This window comes from Micromonospora sp. NBC_01796 (assembly GCF_035917455.1).
Taxonomy (GTDB): Bacteria; Actinomycetota; Actinomycetes; order Mycobacteriales; family Micromonosporaceae; genus Micromonospora_G.
The window spans coordinates 8,275,796-8,295,061 of record NZ_CP109078.1; the positions used below are offsets into that span (position 1 = coordinate 8,275,796).

Below are 19,266 nucleotides of genomic sequence, written 5' to 3' on the forward strand. Positions count from 1 at the left end.
GAATATTGGACATACAGCTTGTCATCTATCGACCCGGTCCGTGCGGCCGGTCGGGCCCGGCCCGGTGGGTCTCCCGCTCCCGGAGACAGTCGACGACCGAACCGCCCGACGGCGGACCGCCCGGTGGACCAGCAGGCCAATGACCACGACGAACGCCACGACCAGCGTCAGCCACCACCTCGGCCAGGGACCCCGGTCCACCTCACCGACCTCGGTGATCCGCAAGTCCGGCACCAGTCCGCCCGCGAGTTGCAGCCCGCTGACCCTCGCGATCCGGCCCACCCCCTGCGACAGCCGGGCGACCGTACGGGTGGTGACCCCGTCCACCGACCGCTGCACGATCTCGTAGTCCGAGCCCTCCACCCCGACCAGGACGGTGGTGTCCGACGTCCAGCCGAGCAGTTCGGAGGGGTGCTCCGGGCGGCTCAGCGGGGCGGGTACCGGGCCGCCCGACCCGGTCGTGTCGACGAAGGCGAGGCCACCCCGTACCGCCCCGAGGTACTGCACCGCCAGGAGCCGACCGTCGGGTGACCACGCGGACGGGCTGTCGAGGTAGTAGCCCTCGGGCAGGGTGAGGCTGCGGCGTACGGCTCCGGAGAAGTCGACCAGGTCGACCCGGCCGGTCCCCACCGGTACGGCCAGCATCGTGCCGTCGGGTGAGACCGCCGCCTGCAGCATGACGTCGGTGAGCTGCTCCGTGCCCACCGGTTGGACCCGCCCGTCCCGCAGGTCGAGCACGGCGAGCCGTCCGGTGACCGGCGACCCGTCAAGGGGACCGTCGAGCATCGCGATGGCCAGCCGGGTTCCGTCCGGGGCCCAGGCGAGCAGTCGTACGGCGGCGGACCGGCCGAGCGGGATCGCCCGCGCCACCCCGGACCGGAGATCGACCAGCTCCAGGTGGTCGGCGAGCCGGTCGGCGCTGGCGACCGCGACCTCGGAGCCGTCCGGCGCGAGCAGGGCGCCGGCCGCGCTCCACTCGCCGTCGTCGCCCACGGCACCGCGCTTCTCGGCCAGGTCGAGCCGGCGGTACGTGTGCCCGTCGGCGCCGAGCACCACGACCTGGGTGGTGCCCCGCCGGGTACCCAGGGAGCCCTGGTGGTAGAGGGCGACCGCCGGCCCGGGCGGCGCCGTCGACACCGGCGCGGTCAGCAACGACATGCCGGCGAACCGGGTCGGCAGCGTCGGCACGTCGACCGGACCGGCCGGCGCGGCCCCGCGACCGCGTACGCCGAGACCGGGCAGGAGTGCGATCGTCGCCATCACGGCGAGCACCGCGACCGCGGCGAGCACCGGCCACTGCCAGACGGCGAACCGGGGCGTACGGGGCGGCAGCGCGGCGCGGGCACGGAGCTGGTCGGGATCGGGTGGGCTGACCGTGAGCGCGTCGGCGACCCGCCGCAGCCCGTACGCGATCCGGCCGTCGCGATCGTGATCAGTTGTCATCGAGGTGCTCCTGGAGAGCGGCGAGCGAGCGGTGGAGCAGGGACTTCACGGTTCCCGGCCGGCACCCCAGGGTCACGGCGATCTCGTCGACCGGGAGGTCCAGGTAGTAGCGGAGGAAGACCACCGACCGCTGCCGGGGGCTGAGCCGGGCCAGCGCCGCGCGTACGGCGGTGGTGGTGCCGTCCGGTGGGAGCAGCGGTGGCGGTCCACCGGATGACATGGCACCGTGCCGGCGCTCCAGGATCAGCCGACGCAGCCAGGACGTGCACCGGGACACGACCGCCCGGCGCAGGTACGGCACCGGGTCCCGGACGGTGTCGAACCGCCGCAGCCACTCGATGAAGACCTCCTGCACCACGTCCTCCGCAGTCTGCTGGCTGCCGGTGGTGACGTAGGCCAGCCGTACGAGGAGGACGTAGTGGGAGGCGTACACCTCGTCGAAGGTCGCCGCCGCGCCCACGGACGTCTGTACCAGCACATCCCTAGGGCGCACAGGGGACGTGTTTCGTTGCATCCATGACGCCCCCGGTTCCGTCCCGTGCCCGTCGGAATCGCGTTCGGTCAGCGTAGCCAGTCGAGCAGCCGCTCACCCTGCTGCCAGACGGTCAGCGCGGAGAAGACCCCGAACAGCAGCACCGCCCAGATCAGCGCGACCACCCGGTAGGACCGGGGCCGGATCTGCGGCGGCAGGACCCGCCGGTTGAGCACCAGCAGCAGGATCGAGTAGATGAACATCATCAGCCCACCCACGCAGGCGGAGATCACCAGCAACACCAGCGGCTGGTCGAAGCCGGCGAGCAGGATCGCGCACCCCAACCCGACCAGACCCCAGACCAGCACGAAGTAGATCGTGCTCTCGGACCGGCGCGGCAGGTACGACGTCTTGATCACGTCGGCGGCGAGGCGGCTGGTGTAGTCGACGATGCCCATCGCCGCGGCGAACAGCGAGATCGCGCCGATCGCCCAGAACAGGGTGCCGAACCACGGCCCGACCAGCTCGGCGAGCCGGTCGCCCTCCACCTCCAGGAAGGAGACGCTGTTGGCGAGACCGGGTACGCCGTGCACGGTCGAGAACGCGAGCATCGACATCAGCACGATGGTGACGAACGAGATCAGTACGAACGTGACGAGCTGCTCCCGGTTCGCCAGCCGCCACCAGCGCCGCCACCGGCCCAGGTTCTCCTCGGTCGGCTCGAACACGAACCCGGCCGTGTCCGGCGCCGCCTCCGGCCGCCCGGTGACCGGGCTGACCAGCCGGGGAACGTACCGGCCCATGCCGAATCCCTTGTCCCTGATCCAGTTCGACTGCACCAGGTTCTGCCCGCCGCCGGCACCGGCGAAGACCAGCGCGGAGAGGATCAGCGCGAAGCCCAGCTCGGTCGGGAACTCCGGCGCGGTGACCGTACGCGGCAGTTCGCTCCATGCGTCCGCGCCGACCGCGAACAGCAGGGCCACCACCAGGAAGACCACGACCAGGCCGACCTTGACGAACTCCACCCGCTCCAGGGCCGTGTAGATGACCGGCGCCAGGGTGAGCGTCATCCCGATGATCACCAACATGCCGATCGCGATCCAGGTGGCGTCCCCACCGAACAGGTACGTCACCATCGTCGCCGAACTCGACGCCCATCCCGGCCAGAGGTTCGCGAAGTACACCATCACCGCGAAGACCAGCCCCCAGTGACGCCAGAACCGCGAGAACCCGGTCAACGCCGTCTCACCGGTGGCAAGCGTGTACCGCTCGATCTCCATGTTCAGAAACCACTGGGTCACGATCCCGATTGCGGCGGCCCACAGGAAAACCAGCCCCACCTGCGACGCGATGTACGGAAACAGGATGAACTCGCCCGAGGCCAACCCCACCCCGGCCGCGATCACCCCCGGCCCGATCACCGGCCACGCCGACCGAGGCGGCTCCGGCAGATCCCGCACACTCACCCCCGGCAGATGCCGGGTAGGAAACCGATCAGCAGCAGTCCGGGTCATCGTCGACCTCCAGGAACGGGACCCCACCCATACCCAGAGCAGAACGAAGCAAAACCACCACTGTGGACAGGGTCGGGCCGACCGTGCCCGGCGAGCGGATCAAGCTTGACGGCGCTCGCCGGGCACGGTCGGCCCGACCCACCCCGTCAATCAGGCCCGACCCACCCCGTCACACAGCCCGAGCCACGCAGATCCGAGCATCCAACCGAGGCCCAGCCTCGTACACCATGTAGGACACCCCGCCGTCCGTACCGAAGCTCGGCGACGCCACCCGACCGTTGTCCGAAGCGATCGGCGTGTGGAACACCCCCAGATGCACCTCACGATCGAAGTTCAGACCAACCTCGGTGAGGTGCATCCGCCCGTCACCCCCGTGGTAGACCACGTACGCGGTGCCGTTGCGGGTGAGCAGGTGTGGTGCGGCGATGTCGGCCAGCCCGTCGCCGGACGGTGAGATCAACGGGTTCGGGGCGAACTGCCACTGGTCCCACCCGTTCGGCGACCATCCCCAGAAGATCTTCCGAGTCCCCGGCCGTACGGTGTGCGCGCCCATGAACAGCATCACGTACTTGTTGTTGCGGCCGGCGATCCGGTGCTCGAACACCCGGGCGTAGGAGGTCTCGGTGGTGTTCGGGACGAGGTTGGTGCTCAGGATCGGCGTCTCGTTGGTGAAGGTGATCCCGTCGGTGGACCGGGCGACCCGGGTGGTGGTGTTCTCGCCGTGGAAGTAGAGGAAGAACTCCCTGCTGGAGGCGTTCCAGACGACGTGCGGTGAGGAGACGTGGCTGACCGTCGTGGTCGGCAGCACCCGGTCGACGATCGGGTTGCCGGGGTGCTCGGTGTAGGGGCCTTCGAGCCGGTCGGCGTAGGCGAGGCAGATCCCGCCGGGTGCGTCGTGCGGGGCGTAGTAGAGGTAGTAGCGGCCACGGGCCCCGGAGATCTTGTCGTAGACCCCGCGTACGCAGGGGAAGATCGTCTCCCCGGTCGGGTTGTAGACCAGCGGGCGGTCGAACGCGTCGCGGACGTACCGGTAGCTCGGGAAGCCGGCCGGGCCGGCGAGCGCCGGACCGCCCGCGACCAGGGCGCCGAGGCCGGCGCCGGTCGCGGTCGCGGTGCCGAGCAGCGCGGCGCCGCGCAACAGCCCGCGCCGGCTCAGGCCGCCGTCGGGCCGCTGCGGGGTCGGATTCGGGTACGGGTGAACCATGGGTGTCTCCGATCGTGAGGGGACGCTCGTCGATCGTGCAGTGGCCGCTTGACGTCACCTTGGGTAAGCAGGCCGTCCGCCCGGGACAGTGGGTTGTGGTCGATGAGTCTGCGCCGGGGCGGTACGGCCGTCAAGGCGCTAATACGAATTATCACCGCGAGTTTGTCGCGAACGAATCCTGCGCGAGGTCTTGACGTGAGCGGTTGGTCGGCCGCAAGATTTCACCTCGACGTAGCTAATGCGTATTAGCCCAGAAACGAATGGACACGCACAGTGACCGGACCCCGTAGGCGAGTCACCCAGCAGGACATCGCCCGGATGACCGGCGTCAGCCAGGCGACCGTCTCGCTGGTGCTGAACGGCCGCGACGACGGCACCGTACGGATCGCGCCGGAAACCCGCGAACGGGTGCTGCACGCCATCCGCACCACCGGCTACGTCGCCGACCCGGTCGCCCGGCGCCTCGCCGCCCGGCACAACCGCATCCTCGGCGTCTTCACCTACGAACCGGTCTTCCCCGCCGGCACCGGCGACTTCTACCACCCGTTCCTGGTCGGCATCGAGGAGTGCGCCGAGCGGCTCGGCTGCGACCTGCTCCTGCTCACCAGCGCCCCGGTCGCCGACGGCCACCGGCGGATCTTCCACGACGACAACCGGCTGCGCCTCGCCGACGGTTGCGTCCTGCTCGGCCGCTCGCTCGACCGGAACGAGCTGGCCCGGCTGGTCGCCGAGGGGCAACCCTTCGTCTCGGTCGGCCGCCGCGACGACGCCGGCGGTCCGGTGCCGTACGTCGGCGCCGACTATCCCGAGGCTACCTCGGCGGTCGTACGCCGCGCCCTCGACGCCGGCCACACCGCGCTGGCCTACCTCGGGCAGGGCGCGGGCCCCGAGTCGCACGCGGACCGGATGACCGGCTTCCGGGCCGCGCTCGACGCCGCCGGCCTACCCCTGACGCACGAGCCGACCGCGGACCGCTCCCCCGCCGAGTTGCTCGACACCCTGCTCGCCACCGGGATCACCGCCGCCGTCGTCGAGGAGTACGCCGACGGCGTCGCGATCGCGCAGGTGGCCCGCGAACGCGGACTGGACGTGCCGCGCGACCTGTCGATCCTGGCGCTCGGCGACCCGACCCGACCCGCGGCCGCCACCGACCTCGACTTCACCGGCTTCCGGATCCCCCGCCGCGAGATGGGCTGGCAGGCCGTCGAGGTGCTGACCGGGCTGATCGAGGGCGGCCCGGAGGGCGCGCCGCAACTGCTGGTGCCCTGCCAGCCGGTCGACGGCGCCACCCTGGCGTCCCCGGCGGCACCGAAATGAAAGGACAGATCTTGTCAGACATGCGGGCCGAGGTACTGATCGTCGGCGGCGGGCTCGGTGGCGTCGCCGCCGCACTCGCCGCGCTGCGGGCCGGCCGATCGGTGGTGCTGACCGAGGAGTACGACTGGCTCGGTGGCCAGCTCACCAGCCAGGCCGTCCCGCCGGACGAGCACTCCTGGGTCGAGCAGTTCGGCGTGACCGCGAGCTACCGGTCACTGCGTGACGGCATCCGGGACTACTACCGCCGCTACTACCCGCTCACCGAACGGGCCCGGAACACGGTCGCGCTCAACCCCGGTGCCGGGCACGTCAGCCGGCTCTGCCACGAGCCCCGGGTCGCGGTCGCGGTGATCGAGGCGATGCTCGCGCCGTACCTGGGTGCGGGGCGGTTGCGGCTGCTCCAGCCGTACCGGCCGGTGGGTGCCGACACCGACGGCGACCGGGTGACCGGGGTGACCCTGGCGCACCGGGACAGCGACGAGCGGGTGCACGTGACCGCCCCGTACGTGCTCGACGCCACCGAGACCGGGGAGTTGCTGCCACTGACCGGCACCGAGTACGTCACCGGGTTCGAGTCGCGGGCCGAGACCGGTGAGCCGAGCGCACCGGACGAGGCCCAGCCGACCAACATGCAGGCGGTCTCGGTCTGCTTCGCGATCGACCACGTCGACGGCGACCACACCATCGACCGGCCGGCCCGGTACGACTTCTGGCGCGCGTACCAGCCGGCGTTCTGGGGGGACAGGATGCTGTCGTTCCGCTCCCCCAACCCGCGCACGCTGGAGATCTCCGAGCGGAGCTTCACCCCCAACCCGGACGACGACCCGTGGCTGGTCCAGGCCGACCAGCGGGTCAGCGCCGGTGACGGCAACCTCTGGACGTTCCGCCGGATCGCCGCCCGGCGCTCGTTCCGGCCGGGCGCGTACGACAGCGACATCTGCCTGGTCAACTGGCCGATGATCGACTACTTCGAGAGCCCGGTGATCGACGTACCGGACCCCGAGCGGCACATCGCGGCGGCCCGGGAACTCTCCCTGTCGGTGCTGTACTGGCTACAGACCGAGGCGCCCCGCGCGGACGGCGGGGCCGGGTTCCCCGGGCTGCGGCTGCGCGGCGACGTCACCGGCAACGGGGGAATCAGCAACGGCGGCGACGTGACGCACAGCGGGCTCGCCCAGGCCCCGTACATCCGGGAGGCCCGGCGGATCCGGGCCGAGTACACCGTGGTCGAACAGGACCTCTCCCTGGACGTACGCGGTGACAAGGGCGCGGCCAGTTACGCGGACTCGGTCGGCGTCGGCATGTACCGGATCGACCTTCACCCCTCCACCGGCGGGGACAACTACGTCGACGTGGCCTCGTGCCCGTTCGAGATCCCGCTCGGCGCCCTCATCCCCCGGCGGGTGGAGAACCTGCTGCCCGCCGGAAAGAACATCGGCACCACCCACATCACCAACGGTTCGTACCGCCTTCACCCCGTGGAGTGGAACGTCGGCGAGGTTGCCGGCCTGCTCGCGGACTTCTGCCTGGCCCGGCGGGTCACCCCCCGCGCGGTGCGTTACACCCCCGGCCTGCTGGCCGACTTCCAGAACCGCCTCGCCGAGGACGGTGTCGAGCTGCGCTGGCCCGACGTCGCCGGCTACTGAGGGAGGACCTTGATGAAGAACCGGTTGACGGCCGTCGTCGCGCTCACCGCGCTGCTCGGCCTGAGCGGCTGCGGAGGCGGCGACAGCGGCGGCTCCGACGGCCCGGTCTCGCTGCGGATGACCACCTGGTCGGCGAACGAGGCCCACCTGAAGCTGTTCAACGAGATCGCCGCCGAGTACCGCGCCACCCACCCGGACGTCACCGCGATCACCTTCGACCCGATCCCGTTCGAGAGCTACACCACCACCCTGACCACCCAGATAGCCGGCGGTAACCCGCCCGACCTGGCCTGGGTGCTGGAGAACGCGGCCCCCGACTTCGTCTCCTCCGGTGCGCTGGTGCCGCTGGACGACACCCTCAAGGGCACCGACGGCTACAACTTCGACGAGCTGACCCCGGCCGCGACCAAGCTCTGGCAGCGCGACGGCAAGCTCTACGGCTACCCCTTCTCCACCTCGCCGTTCGGCATCTTCGTCAACACCGACCTGGTCAAGGCCGCCGGCGCGAAGAGCCCGGCCGAGCTGATCGCCACCGGCACCTGGAACTGGGACAACGCCATCGCCACCGCGTCCGCCGTGGCGTCCAAGACCGGCAAGGCCGGTCTGGTCGTACGCGACTTCGACTACAAGGGCTGGGACAACCTCTCCACCGTGTGGACCGGTTGGGGTGCCCAGGCGTGGAGCGCGGACGGCAAAACCTGCGGTTTCAACGCCCCGGAGATGGTCGAGGCGATGACCTTCCTGCACAACGCCATCTTCACCGCCAAGGCGCTGCCCGGCCCCGGCACCGCCGCCGACTTCTTCGCCGGTGAGGCCGGCATGACCATCACCCAGATCTCCCGGGCGTCGCTGCTGGAGAAGCAGACGTTCGGGTGGGACCTGGTGCCGCTGCCGGCCGGGCCGAAGGGCGGCTACTCGGTGATCGGGCAGGGCGGCATGGGCGTGCTGAAGAAGGGCAAGCACGCCGACGCGGCAGCCGACTTCCTGGCGTACCTGACCAATCCCACGAACTCGGCGAAGCTGGCGCAGTTCTTCCCGCCGCCGCGTACGCCGCTGCTCACCGCCGAGACGCTGGCCAAGACCAACCCGCTGCTCAAGCCGGAGCAGTTGCAGAAGGTGGTGATCGACGGGATCGCCAACGGGGTGGTCAAGCCGAGCCACAGCGGTCAGGCCGAGCTGAGCCAGGCCGTACGGGCGGCGCTCGACCCGCTGTGGAAGGCCGACGCCAACGTCGAGGGTGTACTCGACGGGGTCTGCTCGGCGATCAACCCGCTCCTGGGCAAGTAGGGGATCACCGATGCCGGTCCTGACGGACAACGCGGCGGGCCGGGTCGACACCCGGCCCGCCCCGGGCGAGACCCCGCCGCAGCGGCGCGCGTGGTGGACGTCGCGCCGGCGGGACCAGCTCGCCGGCCTGCTCTTCGTCACCCCACAGCTCATCGGTACGGCACTGTTCGTGCTGCTCCCGCTGGGCCTGGTGGTCTGGTACAGCCTGCACGAGTGGAACGTGCTCGCCGACACCTTCGACTTCGTCGGTACGGACAACTACCGCAAGCTCGTCGACGATCCGAACCTGCCCTCGGTGCTGCGCTCCACCGCGTACTTCTCCGTCGGGCTGGTCGTGCTCAACCTCGGGCTGGCCCTGCTGCTCGCCGTACTGCTCAACCAGAAACTGCGCGGCACCGTCGTGTTCCGTACGCTGTTCTTCTCCCCGGTGGTGGTCTCGCTCGTCGCCTGGACCATCGTGTGGGGTTTCCTGTTGCAGGACAACGGCGGGGTCAACGGCGTCGCCGGGATGGTCGGCGCGGACGGCCCCAACTGGCTGCGCGGTGAGTGGACCGCGATGCTGTCGGTGATCGTGGTGCAGGTGGTCAAGAACGTCGGCCTGAACATGGTGCTCTTCCTGGCCGCGTTGCAGGGCGTTCCGGCCGAGTTGTACGAGGCGGCGACGGTCGAGGGCGCCAGCCGGTGGACCCAGTTCCGCCGGATCACCGTGCCGCTGATCAGCCCGACCATCCTGCTGACCTCGATCATCACGGTGGCCGGCGCGTTGCAGGTCTTCGCCCAGATCGCCGTCCTGACCCAGGGCGGGCCGGGCACCTCGACCACCGTGCTCGTCTACTACCTCTACCAGCAGGCGTTCCAGTTCCACCAGTTCGGCTACGGGTCCACCCTGTCCGTGCTGCTGTTCGCAATCGTGTTGACGCTGACCGTCGTGCAGTGGCGGATGCGCAGGAGGTGGGTCTTCCATGAACAGTAGGCTGTCGCTGCGGGCCCGGTTGACGCTCTACGGCGTCATCTGCCTGCTGGCCGTACCGTTCGTCTTCCCGACCTGGTGGATGATCACCTCGTCGTTCAAGCCGGTCGCCGACATCTTCGCCTTCCCGCCGTCGCTGATCCCGACCGAGTGGAGCTTCTCGGCGTACCGCCGGGTGTTCGAGTTGCAGCCGTTCGCCCGGCAGTACTTCAACAGCGCGTACATCGCGGCCGTGGTGACCATCGGCACGCTCGCGGTGTCGGCCCTGGCCGGGTACGCCTTCGCCCGGATCCGGTTCCGTGGGCAGCAGTTCCTGTTCCTGGTGGTGCTCGTCGGCCTGCTCATTCCGAGCGAGGTGACGATCGTGCCACTGTTCCAGCTGTTCAACTCGCTCGGCCTGGTCGACACCCACTGGCCGCTGATCCTGGTGCCGATGCTCGGCGCACCGAGTGTGCTGGCGACCTTCATCATGCGGCAGTTCTTCATCACCCTGCCGGCGGAGTTGGAGGAGGCGGCCCGGGTCGACGGGCTCGGCCGGCTGGCGACGTTCTGGCGGATCGCGCTGCCGCTGGCCCGGCCGGCGCTCGGCGCGGTGGCGATCTTCACCTTCCTGCACAGCTGGAACCTCTACCTGGAGCCGATCGTCTTCCTGTCGAGTCCGGAGAAGTTCACCCTGCCCCAGGCGCTGACCCAGTTCGTCGACGCGTACGGCGGCCCGATGTGGGACGTACAGCTCTCGGCGGCGTCGATGACCGCGCTGCCGGTACTGGTCGTCTTCGTCCTCGCCCAGCGCCAGTTCATCGAGGGGTTGGCCCACACGGGGCTCAAGGGCTGACAGCCGGCGGGGTGCTGGCGCGGCGGGCCGATCCCGCCGCGCCAACACCGGTCAGCGGAGTTCGCCTTCGAGCAGGCCCATGGTGAACTTGTCGTGCCACTTGCCGTCCCGGCGGAACGTCTGGCGCAACCTGCCCTCGTCGACGAACCCCACCTTCCGGTAGACGTGGTGGGCGGCGTGGTTCTCGGCCACCACGGTCAGCGTGATCTTGTGCAGGCGCATCTTGTCGAAGCCGTACCGGCAGACCGTACGCATCGCGTCGGTGGCGTAGCCCTTTCCCCAGTAGTCCTTCTCGCCGAGGTAGATGTCCAGGTCGGCACAGCCGGTCTCCGGCTCGGCGCCGTGCAGCCGGACCAGGCCGATGAGCCTGGTGTTCTCGACGACCTCGATCCCGAACAGGACGTCACCGTAGTCGTTCCGCGGGCGCTCCTGCATCCACGTGGTGACCCGGGTCAGCGTCTGGGCGTACCCGTCGTCCATCCAGCGCATCACCTCCGGATCGTGGTTCCACCGCCACAGCGCCTCGGCGTCCGACGGCTCCATCGCGCGCAGCTTCACCAGGTTCCCCAGTACGAACACACCCCGGCCCTTCGTCCACTTCGATGGTTGGTTCCGGAAACCGACAGTGGTAGCCGGAAACCGCCAGTGGTAGCAGGAGGCCGAGGTGGCGGTCAACGCGAATAGCGTCAACGGGCCCCGACGACACCCCCCGACACCGGGCTCGACGGCAGTTCGTCCGCCCGGAAGTCGGTGAGGTCGCGCAGGTGCCGGATCGGTGAGGCCAGCAGGATCAGTGGCATGCAGAGGGCCGCCAGCACGAAGATCATCAGGGTGGCGCGACCACCGAGCACCCCCGCGACGAGTCCGGCCACCAGGCCGCCGATCGGGATCGCGCCCCAGGAGACGAAGCGGACCGTGGCCATCACCCGGGAGAGCATTTCCGGTGGGCTGGCGATCTGCCGGTAGGTCCTGGTCACCACGCTGAGCACCACCACGCCGACGGAGAAGACCACGTTGCCGACGGCGAACGCCACGAAGGCCAGCCAGCCCGTACCGAGTGGAACGACAACCGCCCCGGCGACCGAGACGAACCCGACCACGATCAGGGCGCGGGCGGTCCCGAGCCGGGCCGTTATCCGATTCGTCAGCGCGGCGCCGATCAGCGTACCGACGCCGTCCGCCGCCAACAGGAGGCCGACCAGGCCGGGCTCGGCGTGCAGCTCGCGTACGAGGTAGAGCGCGTAGAGCGCGTGCTGGGCCCCGCAGACGGTGTTCGCCGCGGTGGCCACCCACATGCACGGGCCCATCACCGGGTGGTGCGCCACGAACCGCCAGCCCTCACGGATCATCGCGCGCACCGGCGGCCAGCGGTCGGGCGCCTCGGCGCGCCGTTCGGGCAGCGTACGCAGCAGCAGGGCGGAGGCGAGGTAGCTGACGGCGTCGACGAGGAGGGTGGGCACCGCGCCGAGCACCTGGACGATCAGGCCGCCGACGGACGGTCCGCCGAGTTGGGTGGTGGCATGGGTGCCGGAGGTCAGGCTGTTGCGCGACTGCAACTGCTCCCGACTGACGATCGACGGCAGGAAGGTGGAGTTGGCGACGTCGAAGATGACGTTCGCGAAGCTGGTCACCAGGGCCACGACGACCAACTGGGCAACCGTCAGGCGGTCCGCCCACCAGGCCACCGGGATCGAGACGACCGCCACCGCACGCGCGAGGTCGGCGACGATCTGGGTCCGGCGCATCGGTAGTCGCTGCACCATCACCCCGGCGGGTAGGCCGATCACGATCCAGGCGACGTAAGTGGCGGCGACGATCAGGCCCATCTCGAACGCGGAGGCGTCGAGCACCGTCAACGCGGTCAGGGGCAACGCCACCGCGCCGACCGCCGAACCGAGCCCACTCGCGGTCCCTGCCGTCCACCACCGCCAGAAGACACCGCCACCGGCACTGTCGACCGTCATCCCGCACCCTCCCCGAGTGAGTTCCAGAATGAAACGCACTATAGTCGAGGGCATGAAGCGGGCGGATCTGGCCGATGCCGACTGCGGTATCGCGCAGGCGCTCGGGGTGATCGGCGACTGGTGGACCTTCCTGGTCGTACGCGACATCGCCGGTGGCACGACCCGGTTCGACGCCCTCCAGCGGGAACTGGGAGTCAGCCGCCGCGCCCTGGCCGAGCGCCTGGCCAGCCTCGTCGCACACGGGGTGCTGGAGAAACGGGTCTACTCCGCCCACCCGCCCCGCTACGACTATGTGCTGACGAGCAAGGGCGAGGGGCTGCTCCCGGCCCTCATCGCGTTGCAGGACTGGGGCACCCGACACGTGATGGGCGACGGGACGGTGACCGCGACCAGCGAGGACGGTTCCGCCGAGAGCCGCCGCGTACACGATCTGATTGGTCGGAGAATGCCGGACGTCGTCCTGGACCGGCACGACGGCGAGCGGGTCTCCCCCACCGGACCGGGCGACGTCTGGACGGTCCTCTACTTCTTTCCCGGCGCCTTCGCGCCCGGCACCCAGGGCTACCCGCCCGGTTGGGCCGACATTCCGGGTGCGAGGGGCTGCACCCTGGAATCGCTCACCTACGCGTCCCGGTTCGCCGACTTCGAGTCGGCCGGCGCCACCGTCCGGGGCGTCAGCACGCAGCGACCCGACGAGTTGGCCGCCTTCGTGACGCACGCGAGGTTGCCCTACCCGCTCCTGTCGGACCAGGACAGCAAGCTCGCCGCCGGGCTGCTGCTGCCGACGTTCCGGGCGGCCGGCGTCGACCGCTTCAAGCGCTTCACCCTGCTGGTCGACCCCGACTCGGTGATCCGCGCGACGCAGTTTCCGATCACGGACCCGGCCGGCTCCGTCGCGGAGATGCTCACTCTCGTGCACGACCGCTGAGAGCGGCACGGCCCGGCGTCTGGGCCAGCGTCACCGAATCCGAGCGCACGGCCCGCTGGTTCGGCCCGTGGCAGGGCGACCCTGCGCCGGGCAGGACAATCAAGGTCCAGATGGCGTACGAGGAGACCGCTCCCTGGTCCGACATGCTCATCGAGGCCTGCGAGCCGCCGCGCCGGCTGGCCGTGTCGACCGTGGACGAGGCCGGCCCGTGGCGGCTGGAACTGCTCCTGGCCGAGATCGACGGCAGCACCGAACTCACGCTCGTGCACCACCTGGAGACCGAGGACGGGGTGGGCGAGGTCGGCCCCGGCTGGGAGTACTACCTGGACATGCTCGCAGCCGCGCGCGACGGATCGCCCACGCCCGTGTTCGACGACTACTACCCGGCGATGAAGCCCTACTTCGACGGACTGACCACCCCCGCCGCCCCGAGCTGAGCGGGGGCGTACCTGTCGTGGTGGCGCAGCCAGCGGCTCAGCTCGTCCAGCCGCGGCCTGCCCTGCGGGGTGAAGTCGAGCAGCGTGTCGGTGCCGTGCAGCACGGTCGGGCCGTCGCCGTATCCGGAGTACGTGTGGAAGACCGTCGCGTCGTGCTGGACGAAGACGCTCAGGCCGCTCTGCTCGCCCCGGGTCACCCACTCCTCGCCGTTTTGCAGCAGGGTCTCCCTGTCCTGGTAGTTGTACTCGACCGGGGCGACGCTCTCGTCCTGCGTCACGTGGAAGTCGTAGTTGAAGTCGCTGCCGAAGGACGAGTACCAGGGCATCGTCCAACCCATCCGCGCCCTGAACCTCTCGATCCCGGCGTACGGGGCACGGGAGACGAGGGCGAACGTGGTGTCCCTGCGGTGCAGATGGGACAGGTTGCCGATGCTGTCCACCAGGTAGGAGCAGAACTTGCAGCCGGCCTCCCACGCGGGGTCGAACATGAAGTGGTAGACGATCAACTGGCTTCGCCCCTCGAAGAGCTCCGGCAGGGTCACCTTGCCGTCCGGCCCCTCGAACACGTACTCCTTGTCGACCTCGACCACCGGCAGCGCCTGCCGCTCGGCGCTGACCTCGGCCAGCACCCGCGCGGCCTGCTCCTCGTTGGCGAGCAGCCGTCTGCGAGCCACCAACCAGGCGTCCCTCGACACCACCTGGATGTCACCCATGCCGCTTTCCCTTCTCGACGTGCCCCCGGTGGAGGCTCCGTAGACAGGTCGGAGCGGAGATCCGGTCGGCGACACAGGGCGGGGAACTTTCCGCCGACGCCCTGGCCGGCTGGTACATTCCGGTCGGTTACCGGCCCCCGAACAGGTAGGACGGACGTTGAAGTACCTGCTGATGGTCTGCGTTGACGAGTCGATCGAGCTGACCCCCGAGGAAGACGCGGCCGAGATGGAGGCCGTCGGCGCCTGGGCCCGGGAGATGGACAACCGTGGGGTACGCGTACTCGGCGATCGTCTGCGCCCGGTCAGTGATGCCACCTCGGTCCAGTTGCGCGGCGGCGAACTGCTGATCTCCGACGGTCCGTTCGCCGAGACGAAGGAGCAGATGGCGGGCTTCGACGTGATCGAGTGCGCCGATCTGAAGGAGGCGATCGAGGTGGCGTCGAAGCACCCCGGCGCCAAGCTCGGCACCATCGAACTGCGGCCGTTCTGGCCGGAGGAGTGAGCGCGGGTTGACCGGGGTCAGCCGCCGGCCGCCCCGACGGTGTCGGTGACCACCCGGTCGGCGCGCTTCTCGAGGTAGCGCCGCTCCAGCACGTTTGTCGTCAGAACGGCGGCCAGGGCGTACGAGGACCGTGCCGCCACCGGCTCGCCCGCCAGCTCCAGCAGATGGGCACGGGTCGCCTCCAGCCGGTGATGTCCGGCCAACCGGTCGTCCATGGCCAGTTTCCGGAGCAGGCCGAGTGCGGCCCTCGGCCCGTGCACCATGGCGACCGCCACCGCACGGTTGAGCGCCACCATCGGGCCGAGCGACATCCGTTGCAGCAGGTCATAGAGGCCGAGGATCTGCGGCCAGTCGGTGTCCTGCGCCCGTTCCGCCTCGGCATGCACGGCCGCGATCGCCGCCTGCAACTGGAACGGCCCGGCCGACCCGCGCGGCAGCGTACGGGTCAACAGCGCCACTCCCTCCCGTACGGCCTGCCGGTCCCACCGGCTGCGGTCCTGCTCGTCCAGCGGGATCAGGCTGCCGTCCGGCCCGGTACGCGCCGGCCGACGGGCATCGGTGAGCAGCATCAACGCGAGCAGACCGGCGACCTCGCCGTCGTCCGGCTGTAACCGGTGCAGTTCGCGGGTCAGCCGGATCGCCTCACCGGTCAGGTCGTCTCGCTGCAACCGGGGACCCGACGTGGTGGTGTACCCCTCGTTGAAGATCAGGTAGAGGACGTGCGTGACCACCCGGAGCCGGGCCGGCCGCTCCTGCTCGGGCGGCAGCTCGAACGGCACACCGCTGGCCCTGATCCGCTGCTTGGCCCGGCTGATCCGTTGTTTCATCGTCGGCTCGGCGGTGAGGAACGCGCGGGCGATCTGCTCCGTGGACAGCCCTCCGACGGCGCGCAGGGTCAGGGCGGCCTGGGAGACCGGTGACAACGCGGGGTGGCAGCACAGGAACAGCAGGATCAGCGTGTCGTCGGAGTCCGGTGGTTGATCCGTGTCCGGACCCGGCACCCACTGCCGGTCCGGTGGCCGCAACGCCGCGTCTGTCACCTCCCGGCGCCGACGGGCGGCGTCGCTGCGGTACCGGTCGGTCAACCGGCGCGAGGCGACCGTGATCAACCAGCCCGGAGGATTGTCGGGTATGCCGTCCGTGGACCACTGGACGGCCGCCGCGAGCAGCGCGTCCTGGACCGCGTCCTCGCACGTGTCGATGCCACCGTGACGCCGGACCAACGTGCCGAGAACCTGCGGCGCCAGCCGGCGGAGCAGATCGTTGACCTCGTCATCGGTCTTCATCGTCCCATCATGCAACGCCCACGCGGGACTTCCCGGTCACCGACGCCGGTCTTCGTCCCGCCACCCGGCCCGGCTCCGGCGGCTGGTCGGCGGAGCCGGGCTCGACGTCGTCAGGAACTTCCCTCTTCGGCCTCGACGAGCCGGGCGAGATTTTCCAGCGCCATCCGCGTACCGGTCTCGTTGTCGGCGGCGGGAATGCTGTCCGGCAGGCCCTCGTGCGCGATCCGCACCTCGGTTCCACCGTCCGCGTCGACCAGGGTGGTGGTCATCGTCATCGTGCCGCGCAGCGCCGGGTCCGTGGTCTCGAACTCGAACACCTCGACCACCTGCTCGTCCGGCACGAGCCGGACGAAGTGCCCGTGGTACGTGTCGGTGTGCGCCGCCGACTTACCCACGCCGTCCGTGGTGTCGTACGTGAGCGAGACGCGGAACGAACCACCCTCTCTCGCCTCGAACTCGTGCACCTGGCTGCTCATGCCGACCGGAACCCGCCACTTCGCGATCGCGTGGGCGTCCAGCAGTGCCCGGTAGACGGCCGGACGTGAGGCCCGCACATGCTGCGATACGTACGTTGACTGCATGGGTCGAACCTAACGTCGGCGGATGGTCACGGGGTCACGGTCAGGCCGAGAAGTTCGAGGTAGTTGTCGACGAACAGGTCGCCCTTGATGTCCGAGGTGGGTCCGGCGCCGAGCACGCCGACCTCGGGTGCGTACGAGACACCGCCCTTGGGGCCGAGCGGGAGGACGATGGCGTCCGCCGCCGGCAGGTAGGTGGTCAGGTCGGTGCCGCCCCCGATCAGGGTCCGGATGTTGGCGGCCACCACCTCGGCGTGTTTCTGGGCGGCGCGGGCCATCTTCATCTCGGGTACCGCGGTGACGTCCCCGATCGCGAACACGGTGTCCTGGCCGTGCAGCCGCAGCTCCGGTGTGACGACGAGCAGGTTGTCGGGCCGCCGGGCCGCCCGCAGGTCGGCGTCGAGATAGTCGGTGTCGGTACTCACCCCGTAGCAGGGGAACCAGATGTCCGCGGTGATCTCCGTACCGGATCCGGTGGTCACGGTGACGGTGGCCGCCCGACCCGGCTCCGACCGGGGCAGTTCCCGCAACGACGTACCGAGCAGGACCTCGACGCCCAGTTGGTCCAGTTGGGTGCGCAGGATCGAACGGAACTCGTCCGGAAAACGTCCGGAGACGAGATCCGTACCGGGGTCCACGACCGTGACGGTCTTCCCCGGCCACACCGACTTGATCTCGCCGGCGAACTCCAGCCCCACCGGTCCGGCGCCGAGGAGCAGGACCCGTCGGGCCCGGTGCAACGCGTCGCGGGTGGCCCCGAGCTTCGACCGGGCGGACGTACTGTCCTCCACATCCATCCTGGCCGGGTACGGGTAGACCACGCCCGTGGCGAGCACGACGTAGTCGGCCCCGATCACCTCTCCGGAGCCGAGTTCGACGGCGGTCGCGGACACCCGGACCGCCCGGTCCCGGTGCACCCGTCCACGGGTCAGGAGCCGGTCGTACGGGAGGAAGATCCGATCCGCCCAGTCCGGGTCCACGGCCGCGCGCAACCCGGCGACGGTGTGCACGAACGTGTCGCGGGGCTCGACCAGGACAACGTCGGCGACGTCGTCCAGCGCCTTCGCCACCGTGATGCCGCCGTACCCGCCGCCCACCACGACCACTGTTGGAACCACAGCACACCTCCGGGACGAATCACGAGGTGGCCCGGAAAGGCCACGCCCCCACCCTGGCGAGGCCCGCGACGACCAGGGAGTCCGAGCCGAGGGTGGTAGCGGTGGGGATACGATCCGATGACCGACTGCTGTTAGGTTCGGGACGTGAGCGACAACGAGCTGGGTATGTTCCTGCGTATCCGCCGTGAGACCGTGACGCCCGCCGAGGTGGGACTGCCCGCCGGACCCCGCCGCCGGACGCCGGGACTGCGCCGGTCGGAGGTCGCCGTGCTGGCCGGCGTCAGCGTCGAGTACGTCACCCGCCTCGAGCAGGGGCACGACCGGCGGCCGTCCGCCCAGGTGCTGTCGACCCTGGCCGACGCGCTCCGGCTGACCGGACGCGAACGCGTACACCTGCACCGCCTGGCCAAGGGGGTCGAGGGCGGTTTCACCTGCCGGGGCGACGCGGGACCGACGCGCACCGTACGACCCACCGTGCAGAGCCTGATCAACCAGCTTGAGCCCGCGCCCGCCGTACTGCTCAACCACGTGAGCGAGATCCTCGTCTGCACCGCCGGTTACCAGCGGTTGGCGGGACCGGTCGGCCTGCTGGACGGAACACCACCGAACCTCGCCCGGTTCGTCTTCACCGACGACCGGGCCCGCTCCGCGTACCCGGACTGGGACCACGTCGCCGACGAACACGTCGCCGCACTGAAGCAGGGGCCGTTCCGGGCGGACCAGGCCGTGGCGGAGCTGGCGGACGAGTTGACCATCACCGCCGGGGAGTCGTTCACCCGCCGGGTGGGCACCGTACCCGGGCTGCCGAGGTCCAGCGGGATCATGCGGCTGGTCCACCCCGAGGCCGGCGAGCTGCGGCTGGCCTACGAGACGCTCGAACTTCCGGTCGACGACAACCAGCGGCTGATCGTGTACCTCCCCGCCGACCCGGCGACGACCGCCGCGCTCGACCGACTCGACCTACGAGGGTCACGCGCGCTGCGCGCCGTGGCCGGCTGACAGACAGGACAAACCATGACGCGGTACGCGACACCGATCGTGGACGGCACCGT

General features: G+C 70.2%; 19 protein-coding genes. 9 read left to right on the top strand and 10 right to left on the bottom strand.

Annotation, left to right across the window (positions count from 1 at the left end):
• Positions 1–21: 21 nt before the first annotated feature.
• The 4 genes from OIE47_RS36825 to OIE47_RS36840 all read right to left on the bottom strand — a co-directional run bounded on the left by OIE47_RS36825 (position 22) and on the right by OIE47_RS36840 (position 4,633).
• Positions 22–1,443, bottom strand: a complete 1,422-nt coding sequence (locus OIE47_RS36825; RefSeq protein ID WP_326559174.1) for a WD40 repeat domain-containing protein — start codon at positions 1,441–1,443, stop codon at positions 22–24.
• On the bottom strand, positions 1,433–1,921 hold the full coding sequence (locus OIE47_RS36830) for an RNA polymerase sigma factor (RefSeq protein ID WP_326559175.1): 489 nt from the start codon (positions 1,919–1,921) through the stop codon (positions 1,433–1,435). Before OIE47_RS36830 ends, OIE47_RS36825 begins: the two co-directional genes overlap by 11 nt.
• An 83-nt stretch (positions 1,922–2,004) precedes the next feature.
• Entirely contained in the window at positions 2,005–3,375 is a 1,371-nt protein-coding gene (locus OIE47_RS36835; RefSeq protein WP_326559176.1) for an Nramp family divalent metal transporter, read from the bottom strand.
• Positions 3,376–3,598: 223 nt separating this feature from the next.
• Positions 3,599–4,633, bottom strand: coding sequence for a hypothetical protein (locus OIE47_RS36840; RefSeq protein WP_326559177.1), 1,035 nt, complete (start codon positions 4,631–4,633; stop codon positions 3,599–3,601).
• Positions 4,634–4,906: 273 nt separating this feature from the next.
• Here OIE47_RS36840 and OIE47_RS36845 point away from each other — a divergent pair, with 273 nt between their 5' ends.
• From OIE47_RS36845 to OIE47_RS36865, 5 genes are read left to right on the top strand one after another with little or no spacing between them, the layout of a single operon-like run.
• Positions 4,907–5,950, top strand: coding sequence for a LacI family DNA-binding transcriptional regulator (locus tag OIE47_RS36845; RefSeq protein ID WP_326559178.1), 1,044 nt, complete (start codon positions 4,907–4,909; stop codon positions 5,948–5,950).
• Between the two features lie 20 nt (positions 5,951–5,970).
• The gene (locus OIE47_RS36850) at positions 5,971–7,596 is read left to right on the top strand and encodes an FAD-dependent oxidoreductase (protein WP_326563338.1); all 1,626 of its coding nucleotides are present in this window, start codon (positions 5,971–5,973) and stop codon (positions 7,594–7,596) included.
• A 12-nt stretch (positions 7,597–7,608) separates the two neighbouring features.
• Entirely contained in the window at positions 7,609–8,883 is a 1,275-nt protein-coding gene (locus tag OIE47_RS36855; protein ID WP_326559179.1) for an ABC transporter substrate-binding protein, read from the top strand.
• Positions 8,884–8,893: 10 nt separating this feature from the next.
• Positions 8,894–9,856 (top strand): carbohydrate ABC transporter permease, encoded by a 963-nt coding sequence (locus OIE47_RS36860; RefSeq protein WP_326559180.1) that lies wholly within the window; start codon positions 8,894–8,896, stop codon positions 9,854–9,856.
• Positions 9,846–10,688, top strand: a complete 843-nt coding sequence (locus tag OIE47_RS36865; protein ID WP_326559181.1) for a carbohydrate ABC transporter permease — start codon at positions 9,846–9,848, stop codon at positions 10,686–10,688. Before OIE47_RS36860 ends, OIE47_RS36865 begins: the two co-directional genes overlap by 11 nt.
• Positions 10,689–10,739: 51 nt before the next feature.
• Here OIE47_RS36865 and OIE47_RS36870 read toward each other — a convergent pair whose 3' ends face one another.
• Positions 10,740–11,267: a GNAT family N-acetyltransferase gene (locus OIE47_RS36870; protein WP_326559182.1), complete on the bottom strand. Its 528-nt coding sequence runs from the start codon at positions 11,265–11,267 to the stop codon at positions 10,740–10,742.
• 107 nt (positions 11,268–11,374) lie between these two features.
• Complete coding sequence (locus tag OIE47_RS36875; RefSeq protein ID WP_326559183.1) at positions 11,375–12,652, bottom strand: MFS transporter; 1,278 nt, start codon at positions 12,650–12,652, stop codon at positions 11,375–11,377.
• 52 nt (positions 12,653–12,704) lie between these two features.
• Here OIE47_RS36875 and OIE47_RS36880 point away from each other — a divergent pair, with 52 nt between their 5' ends.
• Both OIE47_RS36880 and OIE47_RS36885 read left to right on the top strand, forming a co-directional pair.
• Positions 12,705–13,580, top strand: coding sequence for a winged helix-turn-helix transcriptional regulator (locus OIE47_RS36880; protein ID WP_326559184.1), 876 nt, complete (start codon positions 12,705–12,707; stop codon positions 13,578–13,580).
• Positions 13,577–14,017, top strand: a complete 441-nt coding sequence (locus OIE47_RS36885; RefSeq protein ID WP_326563339.1) for an SRPBCC family protein — start codon at positions 13,577–13,579, stop codon at positions 14,015–14,017. The genes OIE47_RS36880 and OIE47_RS36885 overlap by 4 nt, the downstream gene beginning before the upstream one ends.
• On the opposite strand, the gene OIE47_RS36890 is transcribed toward OIE47_RS36885, so the two are convergent.
• A complete protein-coding gene (locus tag OIE47_RS36890; protein ID WP_326559185.1) occupies positions 13,978–14,730 on the bottom strand; it encodes a DUF899 domain-containing protein in 753 nt (250 codons plus the stop codon). The genes OIE47_RS36885 and OIE47_RS36890 overlap by 40 nt on opposite strands.
• A 157-nt stretch (positions 14,731–14,887) precedes the next feature.
• Here OIE47_RS36890 and OIE47_RS36895 point away from each other — a divergent pair, with 157 nt between their 5' ends.
• A complete protein-coding gene (locus OIE47_RS36895; protein ID WP_326559186.1) occupies positions 14,888–15,232 on the top strand; it encodes a YciI family protein in 345 nt (114 codons plus the stop codon).
• Between the two features lie 17 nt (positions 15,233–15,249).
• Here the strand turns inward: OIE47_RS36895 and OIE47_RS36900 are convergent, their stop codons facing one another.
• The 3 genes from OIE47_RS36900 to OIE47_RS36910 form a co-directional block, all read right to left on the bottom strand.
• Positions 15,250–16,518 (bottom strand): RNA polymerase sigma factor, encoded by a 1,269-nt coding sequence (locus tag OIE47_RS36900; RefSeq protein ID WP_326559187.1) that lies wholly within the window; start codon positions 16,516–16,518, stop codon positions 15,250–15,252.
• Between the two features lie 110 nt (positions 16,519–16,628).
• A complete protein-coding gene (locus OIE47_RS36905; RefSeq protein ID WP_326559188.1) occupies positions 16,629–17,099 on the bottom strand; it encodes an SRPBCC family protein in 471 nt (156 codons plus the stop codon).
• A gap of 26 nt (positions 17,100–17,125) precedes the next feature.
• Entirely contained in the window at positions 17,126–18,214 is a 1,089-nt protein-coding gene (locus OIE47_RS36910; protein ID WP_326559189.1) for an FAD/NAD(P)-binding oxidoreductase, read from the bottom strand.
• A 144-nt stretch (positions 18,215–18,358) separates the two neighbouring features.
• Here OIE47_RS36910 and OIE47_RS36915 point away from each other — a divergent pair, with 144 nt between their 5' ends.
• Positions 18,359–19,213 carry a helix-turn-helix domain-containing protein gene (locus OIE47_RS36915; protein WP_326559190.1) on the top strand — a complete coding sequence of 285 codons (855 nt, stop codon included), beginning with the start codon at positions 18,359–18,361 and terminating at the stop codon, positions 19,211–19,213.
• The last annotated feature ends 53 nt before the right edge of the window (positions 19,214–19,266 follow it).